This is a genomic window from Pseudarthrobacter cremeus (genome assembly GCF_051857465.1).
Classification (GTDB): Bacteria; Actinomycetota; Actinomycetes; order Actinomycetales; family Micrococcaceae; genus Arthrobacter.
Genome location: NZ_JBPZHC010000002.1, coordinates 145,302 through 160,581 on the forward strand (window position 1 = coordinate 145,302; position 15,280 = coordinate 160,581).

Consider the following 15,280-nt stretch of genomic DNA (forward strand, 5'->3'; position numbering starts at 1 on the left):
GCTCGCCGCGCTACCCGAAGTACGAGTCAGGCCAAGGGCCGAACCGCGGACCGGTGTCAGCAGCAGCTGGCTTATAGTTCCGGGGTTCGGCCCTTTGTCGTGCTGCGGGATAGGTGCGTCCCCGGGCGTCAGTCGCCGATGCAGACCAGATTGCCGTCCTGGACCTCCAGCACCGCGGCCCTCACATGGCTGAGATGGGTCTTCGGGTCCGCTGTCATCCCTTCGATGTCCTCTCCGTTCCAGAATGGATGCGTGAAATAGACGATGAGCGCCCGCTCTTTGCCGGCTACGGAGTTTTCCAGCCGGACAACGTCCGCATGCCGGGCCGCCACCGGACCGCCGTCGGCTGTTTCGGGAGACGCGAGGATCAGCCCGCCGCGGTATTCCTGCCTGACCCACCCGCCCGCTGCGTCATCTGAGCGGTAGACGGCCTGACCGCGCCATTCGTCCACGATCATCCAGTAAGTGCCCTCCAGCTGGAAGACCTTGGGGCCTTCGTGTGGCCGCCCGGGGATGACGAGCCCCTCCAAAATCCACGACGACGGGTCGGCAGGGGTGCTGCTCACAGCGCTGTACGTGTTGGATGCGCGGGCCTCGTCCTTGTACCAGAGGCGATACCGGCCGTCGCCGCACAATGCTACCGCCGCGTCGATGACGCGCGGAGAGTCCAGTTGGACGGCGCCGAGGTACTCCCACGAGGTCAGGTCGCGGCTGGCCAGTTGGACGATGGAGGCGTCCCCGGTCCAGTCGGTCCGCACTCCGCCGAGCACTGTCAGGTACATGATCCATTGGCCGCCCACGCGCACGACGTCGGGCGCCCACAGGGTAGCGGGCAGTTCAGTTCCGGGCGGGACCAGTCCGTCAACCGTGCCCTGGTACGCCCAGTTGAGGCCGCCGTCCGACGAACGGGCAACCCCGATTGCCGTACCGTGCACCCATTCCACGCCGGTCAGGCCCGGTTGTGTGGCCCGGCGCTGGGTGTAGAAAAGGACCCATTCTCCGGTCAGGTGGTCGGGAACCAAGACGGGATCCGTCGGGCCGTCCCACACCGGATCACGATAAGGCGTTGTGAAAGCACCTGGGCTGACGGTGGTCAGTACAGGCGCGTCGGCGTTCACTTGGTGGCGCACGGAAGTCTCCAATGAAAGGCTGATTTCGCTACAGCATAAAGTAGAAACCGGTTTCTCGCAGCTGTTTAGAGCCGGTTTGGGCCGGCGGACAGAGCTGGGTTGGTGTCAAGCACTAGCTCAGGGAGTGTTCAGGTTCGTGCTGGTTCTGTACGAGCCTGCTCTGTTCGAGCCTGCTCTGTTCGAGCCTGCTCTGTTCGAGCCTGCTCTGATCCAGCCACTCCCCGTTCGTTTGGTTGGCCCTGCAGCATCTGGCGGACGTCTTCCGGTAACTGTGGTGGTTCCCAGTCGGGGTATTCGCTGGCGTAATGTCGGCCTGTGGGTGAGGTCCAGCCCGGCGGATGGTCTTTGGTGGCCGGGCCGGGTTCCCAGCCGCCGGTGTGCCTGAGTTTGTGGTGTTTCGGGCAGGGCTGGGCCAGGTTGCTGATGCCGGTGGTGCCGCCCTTTGCCCAGGCGAGGAGGTGGTCCGCTTCGTTGTCCAGAGAATGGTTGCTGCAGCCAGGGAACGGGCACTTGCCGTCACGCATCCTGAGCCATTGGCGTTGGGCTTTGGTGACCCGGTAACTGGTCCGGCCGATCTCCAGCGGTGCGCCGTCCCTCGGGTCGATCAGGACGCGGTGGAACGATTCGGCACCCTCGGCGATGAGACGCCTGGCCATGGTGATGGGGATTGGCCCGTACCCGTCCAGCATCGCCGGCTCATCCGTGGCACCAAGCAACGCCATGATGGGCGCGGTGAGCAGGACCTGCGCCCGCGGTATGGGGACACGGCCGCCCAGGGCGCCAAGCATGTCCACCGTCAGCCCGGTGCCTCCGTCAGCCAGAACCACGGTTCCGCTGGCTTCCGTGTTGGGCGTGATGCCGCCGCCGAGGAGCAGGTTGGCGGCGATGTCGGCCCGCATCTGGGGCATGGTCCGGTCCTCGTCCGGGCCCTGCAACGCCCGGGCAGCGGCGGTAGTGCAGTTCCAGATCCCCGCTGCCTGGTCAGCGGGCAGGTACGCCGAAAGCCAGGCCATCCCGTCCCGGTCCGGCCGGTATTCCAGCCGCCGGTCCGCCACCGACCGGGCGTGGCGCTTCTCGATGCTGACCGGGTGGTGCCGTTCGCGCCAGATCCGGGCCTTATGCCGGAACCGTGAGGCGACGAGTTCCCCGGCAGGGCAGCCCCGGTTGGGGTTCTCCACCCCGGGGTCTAGGAAGTGCGCCTCCAGAGCCTTCGCGGCAGCAGCGTCCAGGTTCGTGGTCTCGTCCACCATCACCCGGGCATGCTGCCACGACAGCGACCCGGCCGTCAGCGCGGACAGGGTCAACGGCAAACCAGTGGTCAGGGCGTGGGATTCGGCCAGCAGGGTTGACGCGGTCCGTTCGCCGACCGTCAATGCACACGCGACCTCGGCCACCACCGCCATCTCCTGGGCCCGATCAGTCATGTCAGGGGATGCCAGTGCCTGGGACACTCGGGCAAACCCGGCGGCAGAATGGGCTGTCAGGGCAGCTACTTTGGCGTTCAGCCGGGCGGCTTCCGCAAGGATATCGAGGAATTCATCGGCCTCGCGGCGGAGCGGATCGCCATCGCAATTAAGTGCGGAATCAACACCGCACACAAGAAGATCCAGCGCCGAGACAGAGACCTTGATGGCTTCCACCGCCTCAGCCGCTGCCCTGTTTCCCATACCCACATCATCCCGCGAGGCACTGACATTAACGGCTAGCCATCATGCCTATGTGGATAACTTGGCGGCCACGGCGGACAAAGGCCGATGGCAGGCCCGCGCAGTAACTCGCTCACGTCAGAGCGTCCGAACTCAGCCCGTAAGAAGTCTCAACCGGTGGCCTGGTCAGTCCTTGAAAAGCCCTGCCAGATCCTCGGCCGTGATGGATCCGCCGGACAGGGCGTCGCCCTCCATGACATCCGCGAACAGCTGCGACTTCCGGGCCTTCAGGGCCATGACCTTTTCCTCGATCGTGTCCTTGGCAACCAACCTGTAGACCATCACGTTCCGGGCCTGGCCGATCCGGTGTGTACGGTCAACGGCCTGCGCCTCCGAGGCCGGGTTCCACCAGGGGTCCAGCAGGAAGACGTAGTCGGCTTCAGTCAGGTTCAGGCCAAAGCCGCCGGCCTTCAAGGAAATCAGGAAGACGGGTGCGGTGCCGTTCTTGAATTCATTGACGACGTCGGTCCGGTTGCGGGTGCCGCCGTCGAGGTAGCAGAACTCGATCTTCTCCTCCACAAGCCGTTCCCGGACCTTGCCCAGGAAGCCGGTGAACTGGCTGAAGATCAGCGCACGGTGGCCCTCGGCCACCAGGTCCTCCAGCTGCTCGAACAGCACGTCCAGCTTTGAGGACCGCACACCGGACAGCGACGGATCAACCAGTGACGCGTCCAGGCTGAGCTGCCGCAACAGGGTCAGCGACTGGAATATTGTGAACCGGTTCTTGTTCACGTCCTCGATCAGGCCGAGGATCTTTTGCCGTTCGCGCTGCAGGTGCGTCTGGTAAACCTTCTGGTGGCGCGGGTTGAGCACCACCTCCAGGATCTGCTCCTGCTTGGGCGGCAGGTCCTGGATGACCTGGTCCTTGGTGCGGCGCATCATCAGCGGCCGGACCCGACGGCGGAGCTTGTCCAGCTGCCCCTTGTCGCCGTTCTTCTCCACAGGCTTCTGGTAGTACTCGGCGAACCGCTTGGGGCTGGCGAACAGGCCAGGCGCCACAATCGAGGTCAGCGCCCAGAATTCCATCAGGTTGTTTTCCAGCGGCGTGCCGGTGATGGCCAGCTTGAAGGCAGCGGGCAGCTTCCGGGCGCACTGGTAGGCCTTGGACTGGTGGTTCTTCACGAACTGCGCCTCATCGAGTACCAGGCCCGCCCAGGTCTTGGAGGCGTAGGAGTCGTAGTCGATCCGGAACAGGGCATAGGACGTGATCACGATGTCCGCGTCGGCCAGTTCAACCGCAGGATCCTGGCCGTTCTTGGCGAAGGTCTCGCCAATAGTCCGGACCGTCAGCCCGGGTGCGAAGCGTGCTGCTTCAGCCGCCCAGTTGCCCACGACGCTGGTGGGGGCAACCACCAAGAAGGGAGTGCCGCCGTCGGACGCTGGACCCTTGCCGCCGTCGGGCGCTGGAGCTGGAACATCTGGAGTCGTACCTCCGGAGAGGCCGCCCTGCTCCTTCGCCGCACACATCAGGGCGAGGGCCTGCACGGTCTTGCCGAGGCCCATGTCGTCGGCGAGCACCCCGCCCAGGCTGTGGCGGTAGAGGAAGCTGAGCCAATTGAAGCCCTCGAGCTGGTACGGCCGCAGTTCGGCATTCAACGAGGCAGGCAGCGGCAGCCCGTTGATCCCGCCCTCGAGCAGCCCGCCAACTGCCTCCCGCCACGCGGCCGCCTGCTGGTCCACGATGCCCAGGTTGGCCAGCTCGTCCCAGAGCCCGGCCTGGAAACGGCTGATCTGCAGCGGGGCGTCCTTGTTGTCCTGAAGGGAACGCGCCTCCTCGATCAGGGCGCGCAGCTGGTGGAGTTCGGGGAGGTCCAGCGAGAAGTACGCGCCGCTGGGCAGCAGCATCTTGGTCTGGCCAGCGGCAAGCGCTGAGAACACCGCCGCGAACGAAACCGGCTGGCCCTCAAGGGAAATCTGGATGCCGAGATCGAACCAGTCGCGCTGCTCGGTGGCCTTGGTGGAGACGGAGATGACCGGGGCTTCCTCGGCCTCGCGGTAATCGGCAATGTCACCGGCGGTGTCCACGTCCACATCGCGTGCCTGGCGGAGCAGGGGCAGGACGTCCTCGGTGAAGGCCAACGTGTCCAGGCCGCTCAGTTCCACGGAGGCCGCCAGGCGGGGCGTGCCCCAGCCGCCGGTAGCCGATTCGCCGAGCGCCGGAACCACGTTCCACGGCTGGCCGATGCCCTCCAGGATGCGGGCCTCGGCGGGGTCATCGCGGTAGCCGTGGTCGCCCGGATGGCGCCACAGAGGCTGGGCGGTCACCAGGTTTCCGGTCTTGTAGTGCCACTCCCAGTGCAGCCGCAGCTTGTGGTCGGCGCCGTAATTGGCCAGCAGCGAAAGCGTGGGGACCGCCAGCGTGGGCAGTTCAACGGACTCGTCCTTGGCCGTGATCCGGGCTGCCTGTTTGAGCTTGGGGTAGAAGCCGGTCAGGAACCGCGTCTCGTCCTTGGCCGGGATCTGCAGGGTGCTGCCGGCCGTCACGAATGCCAGCAGTTCCTCGCTCAGCCCGTTCTCCAGCGGCGCGAGGGTAATCACGTGGTCCGGGTCGACGCCGGGCAGGGTATTTCCGCCGGACGTGAGGAAGATGCCGTGGGCGGGGCGCCCGATGGTCCCCACCGAGGCCGGATCAACCTCAACCCCGTCAACGGTGACCGTGGGGGCGAGCGCCAGCCCGCCGTCGTCGGCCGCGGCGGCTTCCGCCGTAGCGGTACCGGCGGCGGTATCCGGGCTGACCGGGGTGCCGAACCGGCTGAGGCTAAGGCCGACGGCGGCGGGGGACTCCGCGAGCCGCACCGGCTCGGTGCCGCGGCTGTGTACCAGGGTGAGGCCGATCTTTTTGGCGTCGGCCAGCAGGCTCCACAGGTTCTTGCCGGCGAAGGTGTTCAGGCCGAGCCACAGGGCGGACGAGTTGTGCAGGCGGTTCGCGACGGCGGTGTGCGCGGCCAGGAACTCCTGCATCCACTCCACATGCATTTCGTTGCATTCGCGGCGGAAATTCAGGTAGCTCAGGGTGTTCCACGAGACGTCGCCGCGGATCCATTTGCCCTTCGAACCCATGATGACCGGGCGGGCCTTAAGCTGGCGGACGCTCCGAAGGGGATCGCGGCGGCCTGTGTAGGAGAAGTGCGGGGCCGGTTCCTCAACATCAAACTGGAGTGCCAGCGGGATGCCGTTGCTGGAGGGCGTGATGCCGGGCTGCGAGATCAGCGGGCTCAGGGCCTGTTCCCAGTCAGCCAGCTCCAGCGTGGCGGGCTGGCGCGAAAGCCGGGAAACGTCGGCGGGGGTGAGCAGCTGAACGCGGATGGCCGGGTTGTCCTCGGCAGCGAACAGCAGTGCCGCAACATGCTTGCAGTCCTTGCGGACCGGGCAGCTGCAGACGCCGACGGAGCAGCTCCAGCCGCCGGCCTTCCGGACCAGCTTGGCGGTGGTGGAATACGGTACGTCCGAGCCTCCCCGGACTTTGCCGAGCATCAGGCCGGTGGCGGCGTCGAAAGAGATCCCCGAAACGCGGCTTCCCATGGCATAGGCCAGCCCGGCCGCGAGGGAACGGTCGTTGATGGCGGGGGTCTGTATTGCCAGTGCCGCACTCTCGTCCGGTTGGGATGGCATGGTGCGCGCTACTTTCAGCTGGCCGCGGAGGACCAGTGTCCGATCGATGGTTATCTGCTCCATCTTAGTTCGCCCGGAGGAACCGCACCGCGCGGGCCCTTTTGCCATGTGGACAACCTGCACCGAAATCTTCGCCTGACGTTCACTTCAGCCTCAACATCCCGCTGTTCCTGCCCACGTAGCGTGAAAGTGTCCTGAGCATCACCGAACCAAACAGCTGTGAGGAAAACCAATGACCACGAGCCAGCACCCGGTCGTCCTGACCACCGCCAGCGTCGAAGCCGGCAACGAGGAAGTTGTTGATGCGAACGTTCACGTGGTGAACGCCATGTATGCGGAACTGCTCGACGCCGCCGAGATCGCCCCTGCCGCCCTCGGCAGCTACTACGTGGACTTCTACGTGACCCAGTCCCTGGAGGGCGGCTTCGCCCAGTACGTTTTCACCGCAGACCGGGAAGAGGTGGATCCCCTCATCCGCGAAGGCCTGGAAGGCATGGGTGCGACGGCGCATCTTGAGCTCTTCAACCGGACCGTTGAGGCGTTTGACGCACTGTCCCAGGAGGACGCGGAGCGCTACCTCGACGGCGACCTGGACACCGAGGAGGAACCCACCGATGGCGTGCGCACCATGGAGGAACTGGACGGCGAATTCGAGGAGCTTCTCGAAACCGAGAACATCACAGCACTCAACGCTTCCTGGCTCCTGGGCCAGGAGGGGCTGCTGGTGCTCGACGAGGACGAGCTCGCCGCCTACATCGAGCGTCAGGTTGCGCTGATCCCCGACCTTGAGGAGCGCCAGGCCAGAGCCGACGCCGAAGCGCTGGAGGACGCCCCGGATTTCGAAATCATCATCCGCGAACTGTGCGATGTGGCCGGCTACGCCCTCGAGAAGATCACCATGGGCGATCCGAACTACATCCACAACGGGGAGAAGACCCTGGCCTGGCAGTTCACCACCGATCACGGCGATTTCCTCATGGTCGAAGAGGACGACGAGGCGTTCATGATCAACCCGGAGACGCAGGAAATCGTCGCCGCCGTTGAGTTCGAGGAAGCCGACGACGACGAGATGGCCGACGCGTAGGCATTAAGGACCCCGCACTGGCGGGGAAGCAGAGCCGACGGCGGGCGGTCACCTTTTTCACGAAAAGGTGACCGCCCGCCGTCGTACATGCCTCAGGTGTTCTGGTCCAGCGCCGCGGCCAGGATGTCCAGCAGCTCCCCGTCCACCTGGTCCACCGACGTGAGCCGGACCCGGCGGTCGAACGGGTCATCGGGGCGGGTCTTCAAGGCTTCGAGGCGTCCCTGGGCGGCGGCGTCGAGGCGCAGTGAAACGTCAACGGCGCGGTTGGTGGTCCGGGTGACCTGCGCGAACTTGCGGCGGGGGCCGAGCAGGGAGACGTAGCCCTTCCGCATCTGGATCTCCACGCCCTCGGTGGCGGCCGCCCAGGCCAGGAGGGCGTCGGCGATCGGCCTCAGTCCGGGATGGTTGGCGTACTGGCCGTCAATGAGCTCGTCCGCGCCACGCAGCATGAAATCCGGGTACCCGAACAGCTCCCACGACACCGCGTACTGGGCGTAGCCGGTGACGCCGTGTTCGGCGCGCATCCACTCGCGGAGCTCGGCGTCGTTCTTCAGCCCGGCGGCGCGGGCACGCTCAGCCCAGTACCCGACGCCGTGTCCCGTCTTCCGCTCGAGCAGGGCCTGGTTGCTTTCCACCATTCCCTGCCAGGTCCGGGCGGTTTTCTGCTGTTCGGGGGTTGAAGGCATGACTCGATGGTAGTGGGCAGGCGCGGCCCCAGCGGGCGGCAAAAAAGAATTTTGGTGCCCCCGTAACTTTCCAGCAGTGGCCGGCGATGTAGGAGGTGACTGGTTCCACGGAACCGGATCCGATTTGTCTTCTAGATTTTGGAGTTTCCCATGCCCCTGTTCACCGTTCTCGCCACCAGCAAAGTCGCCGCCGGAGTATTCGCCGCAGGCGCCCTGGCCGTCGGCGGCACCGGCGTCGCAGCTGTCTCCGGCGCTCTTCCGGACGCCGCGCAGCAGTCCGCCCACGAACTTCTCGGCGCCCCCGCTCCGAAGCTCTCCGGCGAAGCCGCTGCAGCCGCGGATGCTGCAGCCGAAGCAGCCGGCGATGCAACCGCAGATGCTGAAGCGACCGCAGACGCAACGGCCGACGCTACCGCCGCTGCCAAAGTTTCAGACGAGAAGGTTGCGGCAGGAGCCAGCGTCTCCGCCGCTGCGAAGACCACGGCCGACGTTGCCGGTGCCGCATCCCTTGGCCTCTGCACTGCCTTCACCAACGGTGGACTGAACGCTTCCTCCGAAGGTTTCGCCTCCCTGGTTGTCAAGGCCGACGGCGAAGCCAACGTCAAGAGCTTCTGCGCCGACGTTGTTTCCCAGGCCGACGCCGCCGTTGACGCAGGTGCTGCTGCCAACGGTGCCGCCACTGTCGAAGCCGAAGCCCCCACCGTGCCGGCCGTTCCCGCAGTTCCGGCTGTCCCCGGTGTTGAGGGCGTGCCGGCTGTGCCTGCAGTCCCTGCTGTTCCGGCCGTGCCGGGCAACGTAGTGGACGCCCCCGCAGTTGACGCACCCGCCGTTTCTGCCCGCTAGCACCCGCTCGGCTAGTGTGGACTGCGGCATCCGGCTCCTGAAGACCGGATCCCGCAGTCCACATGGCAGCCAGCAAGCAGACCCACAGCAGCGGAGCACGCCGCGCCGAATACCGGGATGAGCGGATCCGCTGCCCGGGATGGAGGAGCCGCCGGTGACTGACACCTTGGCCGACGCAGACATCGAGATATTCGAAGACACGGAAAGCACAGCCGAAACTGACCCGGCTGTGCTGTTCAGCGCTGTCTACCGCACGTTTGCCGGGGCAGTCCTCGGCTACCTCCGGGCGCGCGGCGTGGATGATCCAGAGGCTGTCACCCAGGACGTGTTCCTGGCGTTCTTCCCCAAAATCGGCGACCTGACGGGCGGCCTTCCCGGCGCGAAGTCATTGCTCTTCTCCATCGCCCATGCCCGGATGGTGGACCACTACCGGCGCGTGGAACGACGCCCGGACTTTTCACCGTTCGATCCTCTGCACGACTCCCGCAGCACCGCCTCTGCCGAAGACCAGGTGCTGGAACAGAACGGTGGCGCAGCCGCACTCCTTGAAGGCCTCGCCGACGACCACCGTGAAGTCCTGGCGCTGAGGGTAGTGGCGGACCTGTCCATCGAACAGGTGGCCGGCATCATGGGCAAGTCCCAAGGCGCCATCAAGCAGCTGCAACGCCGCGCGCTGCAAAATCTCAAGGACCAGACGCTACGAAGAAACCAGGCACATCATGAGTGACACCGCAGGTTCTATGCGCAACACAGCAGCCCCGCGCAGGGGCGGCTCCCAAATCGGCGCGGCCGTTGACGGGCTGCTGCTGGAGGCAGGGATGGAGGACGACGGCGGCCTCCGCTCCGCGCTGCTCGAGCTCCGGTCGCTGTCGGCGGGACAGCCCGTTCCCTCCGATGCGGTTGCTGCGTTGATGGTCCGGGCGGAGAGCGCACCGCGGGTGGCTGCCGTTGCAGCGGTCGCCCACACTGCCGCCATGCCCGCTATGGCTCCCGCCGAAGCCCTCACCCCTGCTCCGGCCGAAGCCCCCTTAGACGAGCTTGCCGCACGACGCCGTGCCAAGCGACGGATCACCATGACCACCCTCTCGGTGGCAGTGTCTTTGGCCGCCGGCGGCGCTGTTGCCGTGGCGTCCGATCAGGGCATCCGCGACACCATGGGCGCACTGAACCACGCCGTCACGTCTTTCGTTGCCGGGGCGGGCGGAGCATCCTCGGACAAGGCAGCCGGGACGCCGCCGGGCGATCCCGCCCAGCCCGCCGGTTCCGCGACTGTGCCGGTTCCCGGCGCGCCCGCGTCCGGGCCGGACACTGCGCCAGCGGCCTCACCGGCGTCTGGCGCTGGCAACGCCGGGGCGGGAGTCCCAGCGCCGGCCCCGGGGACCGTGCCGCCGTCGGGAGCCACCCTTCCGGACAACCTGGCCGGAATACCAGCTCCCGGCATACCAGTCGCCGGCGTGCCGGGCGCCGGTACGCCCGGAGACGGCGGACCCGTCAACAGCGGGCCGCTCGACGGGGCAGCGCCCGGCCTCCCCGTGCCGCAGCCGTTGCTTCCTCTCCCGATCACACCGCAGCCGGGTCCGGCGGCGACCCCCGGACAGTAGGCCGGGAGGCGCCGCCGGCAAGTGCCCTGCCGTTGAAGCGAAGCAGCCGTCAGTATCCGGACCCCGCAGTCCGGATCATCTCACCGGCCGGGCTCGCCAGATACCAGACGCCACTCACGCCTTGCCCGAGGATGTCGCCGGGGTTCTTGTCCTTCGCGAAGTAGTACAGCGGCAGGCCGTTCAGGGTCACCTGCTTTGCGCCGGCCGGGGTCGTGATCGTGCCGAGCGTCCCGGTGACGCCTTCAGCGGCGGGTGTCGCCGCGGTGGTGAGGACCGGCGGCCATGCGGCCAGGCACGCTGCCGTGCAGGCGCTGGTGCCGGAATCCTTCACGTCCTTGGTGAAGTAGTAGACGCTCATCCCAGCGGCATCAACCACGATGTTGCCGGCGCTGGAAGATGCTGTCTTAAGGTCGACGGCGGCCTTACCTGGCGAGGCAGTGCTCGGCGCTGCGGACGCGGACATACCGGCTGCCGGCGACGCGGACGTGGCGGCCGGGCTCGCAGTGGTGGTGGTCCCGGGACTGCCCCCGCAGCCGGAAAGCGCGGCCGCAAGTGCCAGCGCAGCCAGTCCGATGCCCAGATGCTTTTTCATGTGAATGCTCCTTGGCTCGTGCCCGGCGTCGGATCGCCGGACGCTAACCGTTACGACGCGCACCGGAGAACAATGGTTCACAATGAACCGTTTCCCCTGCGCGGACGTTTGTAACGGCAGGGACGCACTGGAACACAGTGGTTGGGACAGGGAGGGGCGGGCATGCCGCTGGACGAGGACGTGGTGGCCGCGATCTACCGCGAACACGGCCCTGCCCTGCGCCGCTTTGTGCTCAGCGCGTCCCGTGACCCGCAGCTGGCCGAGGACGTGGTCCAGGAGACCGTGCTCCGGGTCTGGCAACAGGCTCCCGACATTACCGGCAGCCTCCGAAGCTATCTTTTCAGGACCGCCCGAAACATCATGATCGACAATTACCGCAAGGCCCAGCGGCGCCCGGCCGAGGCGCTCGGGTGGGAGCTCACCGACCCGGCGGACGCCGTCGAACGCGTGGATGAGCTGCTCAACAGGGTGCTGATGGAAGAAGCGCTGCTGCGGCTCAGCGCCGAACACCGTGACGTCCTGGTGGCCCTCCACTACCGCCGCTTCACCGTCAACGAGGCCGCAGTGCAACTGAACATTCCCAGCGGAACCGTGAAGTCGCGGGCCTACTATGCGGTCCGGGCGTTACGGACGATTCTGGATGAAATGGGGGTGGAACGGTGAACGCCGCGGAGCTGCACCAACTGCTGGGTGCCTACGTACTCGGAGGGCTCGACGCCGCTGACCAGCGCCGCTTCGAGGAACACCTCCCGGAATGTGCCGACTGCCAGGAGGAACTGGCCGGGCTGGAGCGGCTGCCGGCCCTGCTGGACGCGCTTCCGGTTCCCGACGCTGTGGCCCTGACCGGCAACCACCGCGCAGCCGCGGCGCTGGAACCGGCCGGACCAGTGCCGCTGGCGGTCCTTGGAGAACTGGCCGCCCGGCGCCGTAAAGCACGACGCCGGTGGACGGCGCTGGTGGGCGCCGTCGCCGCCGCATGCCTCGCCCTGGGCCTGGCAGCAGGGCCGATGCTCACCCGGCCGCCGCAGCCGGACGCCAGCTACTCGGTCCAGGCCGACAGCGGCCTGCGCTTCAGCGTCGATCTGGCCCGGAAGACGTGGGGGACGGAGCTGGCCGTGAACGGCAGCAGCATGCCGTTGGACGGGACCTACTCGCTGTGGGTCCGGGACCGCGACGGCGGGGAGGACCGCGCCTGCGCCTGGACCGCTACGCCCAGCGGCCGGGTCAGGGTCACCGGAGCCACCCCTGTCCAGCTCGCCAGCATAGCCAGCGTGGAGCTCCGCGACGAGGCGCAAAAGACCGTCGCCGTGATCACTGTTCCCTGAGCCGGCCTGGTGCTTTTACTGATTCATCTTGCCCAAGCGCGCGCGGACCACCATGAACAGCCCATAGCAGATCAGGCCAGCCCCCACAGCGGCCAGCAGATAGACGCCGAACGGCTGGTCGCGGAGGGCCCTCAGTCCGCCGTCCAGGCCTGTTGATTCATCGGGGTGGTGCCGAAGCGTGGCGATGGCGATCAGCAGGCCGGTCAGCAGCAGGACTGCGCCCTTGGCCACATAGCCTGCAATACCCAGGACTGTGACGGCTTTACGTGCCTGGGGTGAGGAGGGCATCACAATATTCTTTTCGAAGGATTTCCTGAAGCCCCTGATGGCATAGACGACTCCGGTGACGGCGATGCCCACCCCCACCAGGACCAGCAGCGCCACGCCGCCGGGGGCCTTCATCACGGTGAGGGTGAGGTCGCTCGCGGATCGCCGGTTGTCGCCGCTGGATCCCGTTCCCATGGCGAAGCTGGCCAGGGTCAGGGCCAGTCCTGCGAAAACGAGGGCCTGCGCTGCTGCTTTGGCTTTCTTGCCTGCTTTCTTCTTGGCAGGCAGCCGGTTGTAATCGAAGATCGCATCGCTGGTCTGCCAGAGCGCCAGAGCCGCACACGCCGCGAAACTTGCCCACAGGAGGAAAGGCCCGGCCGGCTGGTTGGCAAGTTCGGCCACGGCCCCGCTGAAGTCAGCGCTTCCCGCACCGCCCATGGCCAGGCGGATGGCGATGGTTCCCACCAGAAGGTGAAGAATGCCGCTGGCCGCGAATCCCGCCCTCGCCAGCAACTCCAGGGCGCGTGAGTTGGTGATGTCCTCCGCCGCGTCCGCGGCCTGTTTTAGTTCTCTTTTGATGGCGGGTTTCCTTTGGGCCAGTACTTATCGCGCCGCTTGGGTGTCTGCGCGAGAATTCATCGTCCCACGTGGAGCGTGTCTCGAACAGAGTGGAGCCTGTCTCGAACAGTGTGTCCGGGGCATGGGGACTGATCCCCATCGCGGGGCGCCCGCCGCCATGCGACGATGTGTGCAGCGATAGACCTTGAACACCTAAGATTCCCCGGGGGAGACACCATGACTTTTTACGGCGCGGACACCAGCCAGTTGCGTGAGTTGGCCAAGGCCGTGGACGCGGCCGCCTCGCTGCTTAGCAGCAGGGCCAGCTCCCTGCAGGGCCAGATCCAGTCCGCGCCCTGGAAAGGGGCCGACGGCGCACGGTTCCGCCAGGACTGGACCGGAAGCCACCGCCCCAGCCTGGAGCGCGTGGTGTCCAGTCTCCGCCACAACTCCAAGCTGCTGCTCCAGCACGCCGACGAGCAGGAAAAGGCCTCGGACAAGTCCGGCAGCGGCGGGTCCGGCAGTGTCCTGGGCAAGTTCCTGGATCTCGGCAGCAAAGGTGTTTCATGGCTTGAAGACATGGCCCAGAAGGCGGCCGCGGCGCAGGCCCACCGCGAGGAGCTGGAACGGGGCCTCAATGACATGGTCAAGGCCAGCCCGGAGGAACAGGAGAAGTGGTGGGCCGGCCTGTCTGAGGAGGACCGCCAGTACCTGATCGAAGGCGAGGGCGAAGACGGTCCGTTCGCTGATGACCTCATGGACATGGACGGCGGCATCCCGCTGGCCGCCCAGGAGCTGGCCAAACAGCGGCTCCAGGACGTCATGTCGGAAGACATTCCCGTCTACACGGAGGCCAGCAAGGCCTCCCTTGACGTCCGTGTTGCCTGGCTGCACGGCGGCGCGGAGGTTGGCGCGACGGTGACGGAGAATGCTGACGGGTCCGCCACCATGAAGGTTCACGGAAACCTGGGGATCGGCGTGAACGACACCTCCGGCACCGTGGGGGCCACGCTGACCGGTGAAGCTTCCCGCGAGTACAAGTTTGGCAGCATTGAAGAGGCCATGGCGGCACGCGAACAGATGTACAAGGACCTTCCGCCGGACGACGCCAGCGAGATCAGGGACGTTGTGGGCAACCCGCCCGGTTACATCCTGGACACCATCAACGATGCAGCGAAGGACAACGGTTCCACCGAGCAGGTGGACAAGGCCAAGGGAACGCTTACCCTCAAGGCGGAGGGCGAATCGGAGCCGGTATCCGGCTCCGCGCAGCTGGACCTGGCCTATGAGCGGAACCTGTCGAACGGCAGCGCCACCGCCAGCGCCGAAGTGTCCGCCCAGGGCAAACTGGACCTTGACGGCAAGATCTTTGAGGCCTCCGGCAAGGGCGGCCTGGAAGTGAGCCTGGACAAGGACAGCAACATCGAGAAGGTCTCGCTGTCCATGGACGGCACCGTCGCCCAGGGCGTGAACGTAGGCCCCGACGTCACGCCGCACAAGCTGGAGTCCGAGGTCACGGTCGGCACCCAGGGCAGTGTGAAGATCGACGTAGAGTACAACGCGGAGAACAAGGCCGTCATCGACAGCTACATGCGGAACGTGGCGCTTGGGAATGACACCGGGGCCGCTGCTGACGCCGCCAAGCTTTATGAGGCGGGCTCTGCCACCGTGCAGGTCAACAGTGTGGTGACAGCGACCAACACGGCAGCCTTCAAGGGCGGGGTTGGCGAGGTGGAGTTCAAGACTGAGAATCAGGCAACCACCAACGTGTCAACCTACGTGAAGGTCGCCAACGACACCAAGCTCGAGAGGCTCTGAGGTCCCATGCTGGAACCACTTCCCGCACCAACGTCAGCCAGACCCCTCAAGACTTACC

Annotated in this window: 13 protein-coding genes; 7 read left to right on the forward strand and 6 right to left on the reverse strand. The window is 66.4% G+C overall.

Annotated features, from left to right (window positions below):
* Positions 1 to 128 precede the first annotated feature (128 nt).
* From ACS5PJ_RS04360 to ACS5PJ_RS04370, 3 genes are all read right to left on the reverse strand, one after another.
* Positions 129 to 1,130, reverse strand: a complete 1,002-nt coding sequence (locus ACS5PJ_RS04360; RefSeq protein ID WP_439433693.1) for a glycoside hydrolase family protein — start codon at positions 1,128 to 1,130, stop codon at positions 129 to 131.
* Between the two features lie 128 nt (positions 1,131 to 1,258).
* A complete protein-coding gene (locus tag ACS5PJ_RS04365; RefSeq protein WP_439433694.1) occupies positions 1,259 to 2,797 on the reverse strand; it encodes an HNH endonuclease signature motif containing protein in 1,539 nt (512 codons plus the stop codon).
* Positions 2,798 to 2,962: 165 nt separating this feature from the next.
* A complete protein-coding gene (locus tag ACS5PJ_RS04370) occupies positions 2,963 to 6,448 on the reverse strand; it encodes a DEAD/DEAH box helicase (RefSeq protein WP_439433695.1) in 3,486 nt (1,161 codons plus the stop codon).
* A gap of 232 nt (positions 6,449 to 6,680) precedes the next feature.
* On the opposite strand from ACS5PJ_RS04370, the gene ACS5PJ_RS04375 reads away from it, so the two are divergent.
* A complete protein-coding gene (locus ACS5PJ_RS04375; protein ID WP_439433696.1) occupies positions 6,681 to 7,532 on the forward strand; it encodes a DMP19 family protein in 852 nt (283 codons plus the stop codon).
* A 92-nt stretch (positions 7,533 to 7,624) separates the two neighbouring features.
* Here the strand turns inward: ACS5PJ_RS04375 and ACS5PJ_RS04380 are convergent, their stop codons facing one another.
* On the reverse strand, positions 7,625 to 8,218 hold the full coding sequence (locus ACS5PJ_RS04380; RefSeq protein WP_439433697.1) for a DUF5655 domain-containing protein: 594 nt from the start codon (positions 8,216 to 8,218) through the stop codon (positions 7,625 to 7,627).
* A 150-nt stretch (positions 8,219 to 8,368) separates the two neighbouring features.
* Here ACS5PJ_RS04380 and ACS5PJ_RS04385 point away from each other — a divergent pair, with 150 nt between their 5' ends.
* From ACS5PJ_RS04385 to ACS5PJ_RS04395, 3 genes are all read left to right on the forward strand, one after another.
* Positions 8,369 to 9,061 (forward strand): protein tyrosine phosphatase, encoded by a 693-nt coding sequence (locus ACS5PJ_RS04385; RefSeq protein ID WP_439433698.1) that lies wholly within the window; start codon positions 8,369 to 8,371, stop codon positions 9,059 to 9,061.
* Positions 9,062 to 9,215: 154 nt separating this feature from the next.
* Positions 9,216 to 9,788: an RNA polymerase sigma factor gene (locus tag ACS5PJ_RS04390; protein WP_439433699.1), complete on the forward strand. Its 573-nt coding sequence runs from the start codon at positions 9,216 to 9,218 to the stop codon at positions 9,786 to 9,788.
* Complete coding sequence (locus ACS5PJ_RS04395; protein WP_439433700.1) at positions 9,781 to 10,662, forward strand: hypothetical protein; 882 nt, start codon at positions 9,781 to 9,783, stop codon at positions 10,660 to 10,662. The genes ACS5PJ_RS04390 and ACS5PJ_RS04395 overlap by 8 nt, the downstream gene beginning before the upstream one ends.
* Before the next feature lie 49 nt (positions 10,663 to 10,711).
* Here ACS5PJ_RS04395 and ACS5PJ_RS04400 read toward each other — a convergent pair whose 3' ends face one another.
* A complete protein-coding gene (locus ACS5PJ_RS04400; RefSeq protein WP_439433701.1) occupies positions 10,712 to 11,254 on the reverse strand; it encodes a COG4315 family predicted lipoprotein in 543 nt (180 codons plus the stop codon).
* Positions 11,255 to 11,416: 162 nt separating this feature from the next.
* Between ACS5PJ_RS04400 and ACS5PJ_RS04405 the strand changes: the two genes are divergently transcribed.
* Together ACS5PJ_RS04405 and ACS5PJ_RS04410 are read left to right on the forward strand one after the other, a co-directional pair.
* On the forward strand, positions 11,417 to 11,917 hold the full coding sequence (locus ACS5PJ_RS04405; RefSeq protein WP_439433702.1) for a sigma-70 family RNA polymerase sigma factor: 501 nt from the start codon (positions 11,417 to 11,419) through the stop codon (positions 11,915 to 11,917).
* Entirely contained in the window at positions 11,914 to 12,579 is a 666-nt protein-coding gene (locus ACS5PJ_RS04410) for an anti-sigma factor family protein (RefSeq protein ID WP_439433703.1), read from the forward strand. Before ACS5PJ_RS04405 ends, ACS5PJ_RS04410 begins: the two co-directional genes overlap by 4 nt.
* Before the next feature lie 15 nt (positions 12,580 to 12,594).
* Here ACS5PJ_RS04410 and ACS5PJ_RS04415 read toward each other — a convergent pair whose 3' ends face one another.
* On the reverse strand, positions 12,595 to 13,446 hold the full coding sequence (locus ACS5PJ_RS04415; RefSeq protein WP_439434108.1) for a DUF1206 domain-containing protein: 852 nt from the start codon (positions 13,444 to 13,446) through the stop codon (positions 12,595 to 12,597).
* Between the two features lie 195 nt (positions 13,447 to 13,641).
* Between ACS5PJ_RS04415 and ACS5PJ_RS04420 the strand changes: the two genes are divergently transcribed.
* Positions 13,642 to 15,222 carry a fimbrial protein gene (locus ACS5PJ_RS04420; protein ID WP_439433704.1) on the forward strand — a complete coding sequence of 527 codons (1,581 nt, stop codon included), beginning with the start codon at positions 13,642 to 13,644 and terminating at the stop codon, positions 15,220 to 15,222.
* Positions 15,223 to 15,280 lie beyond the last annotated feature (58 nt).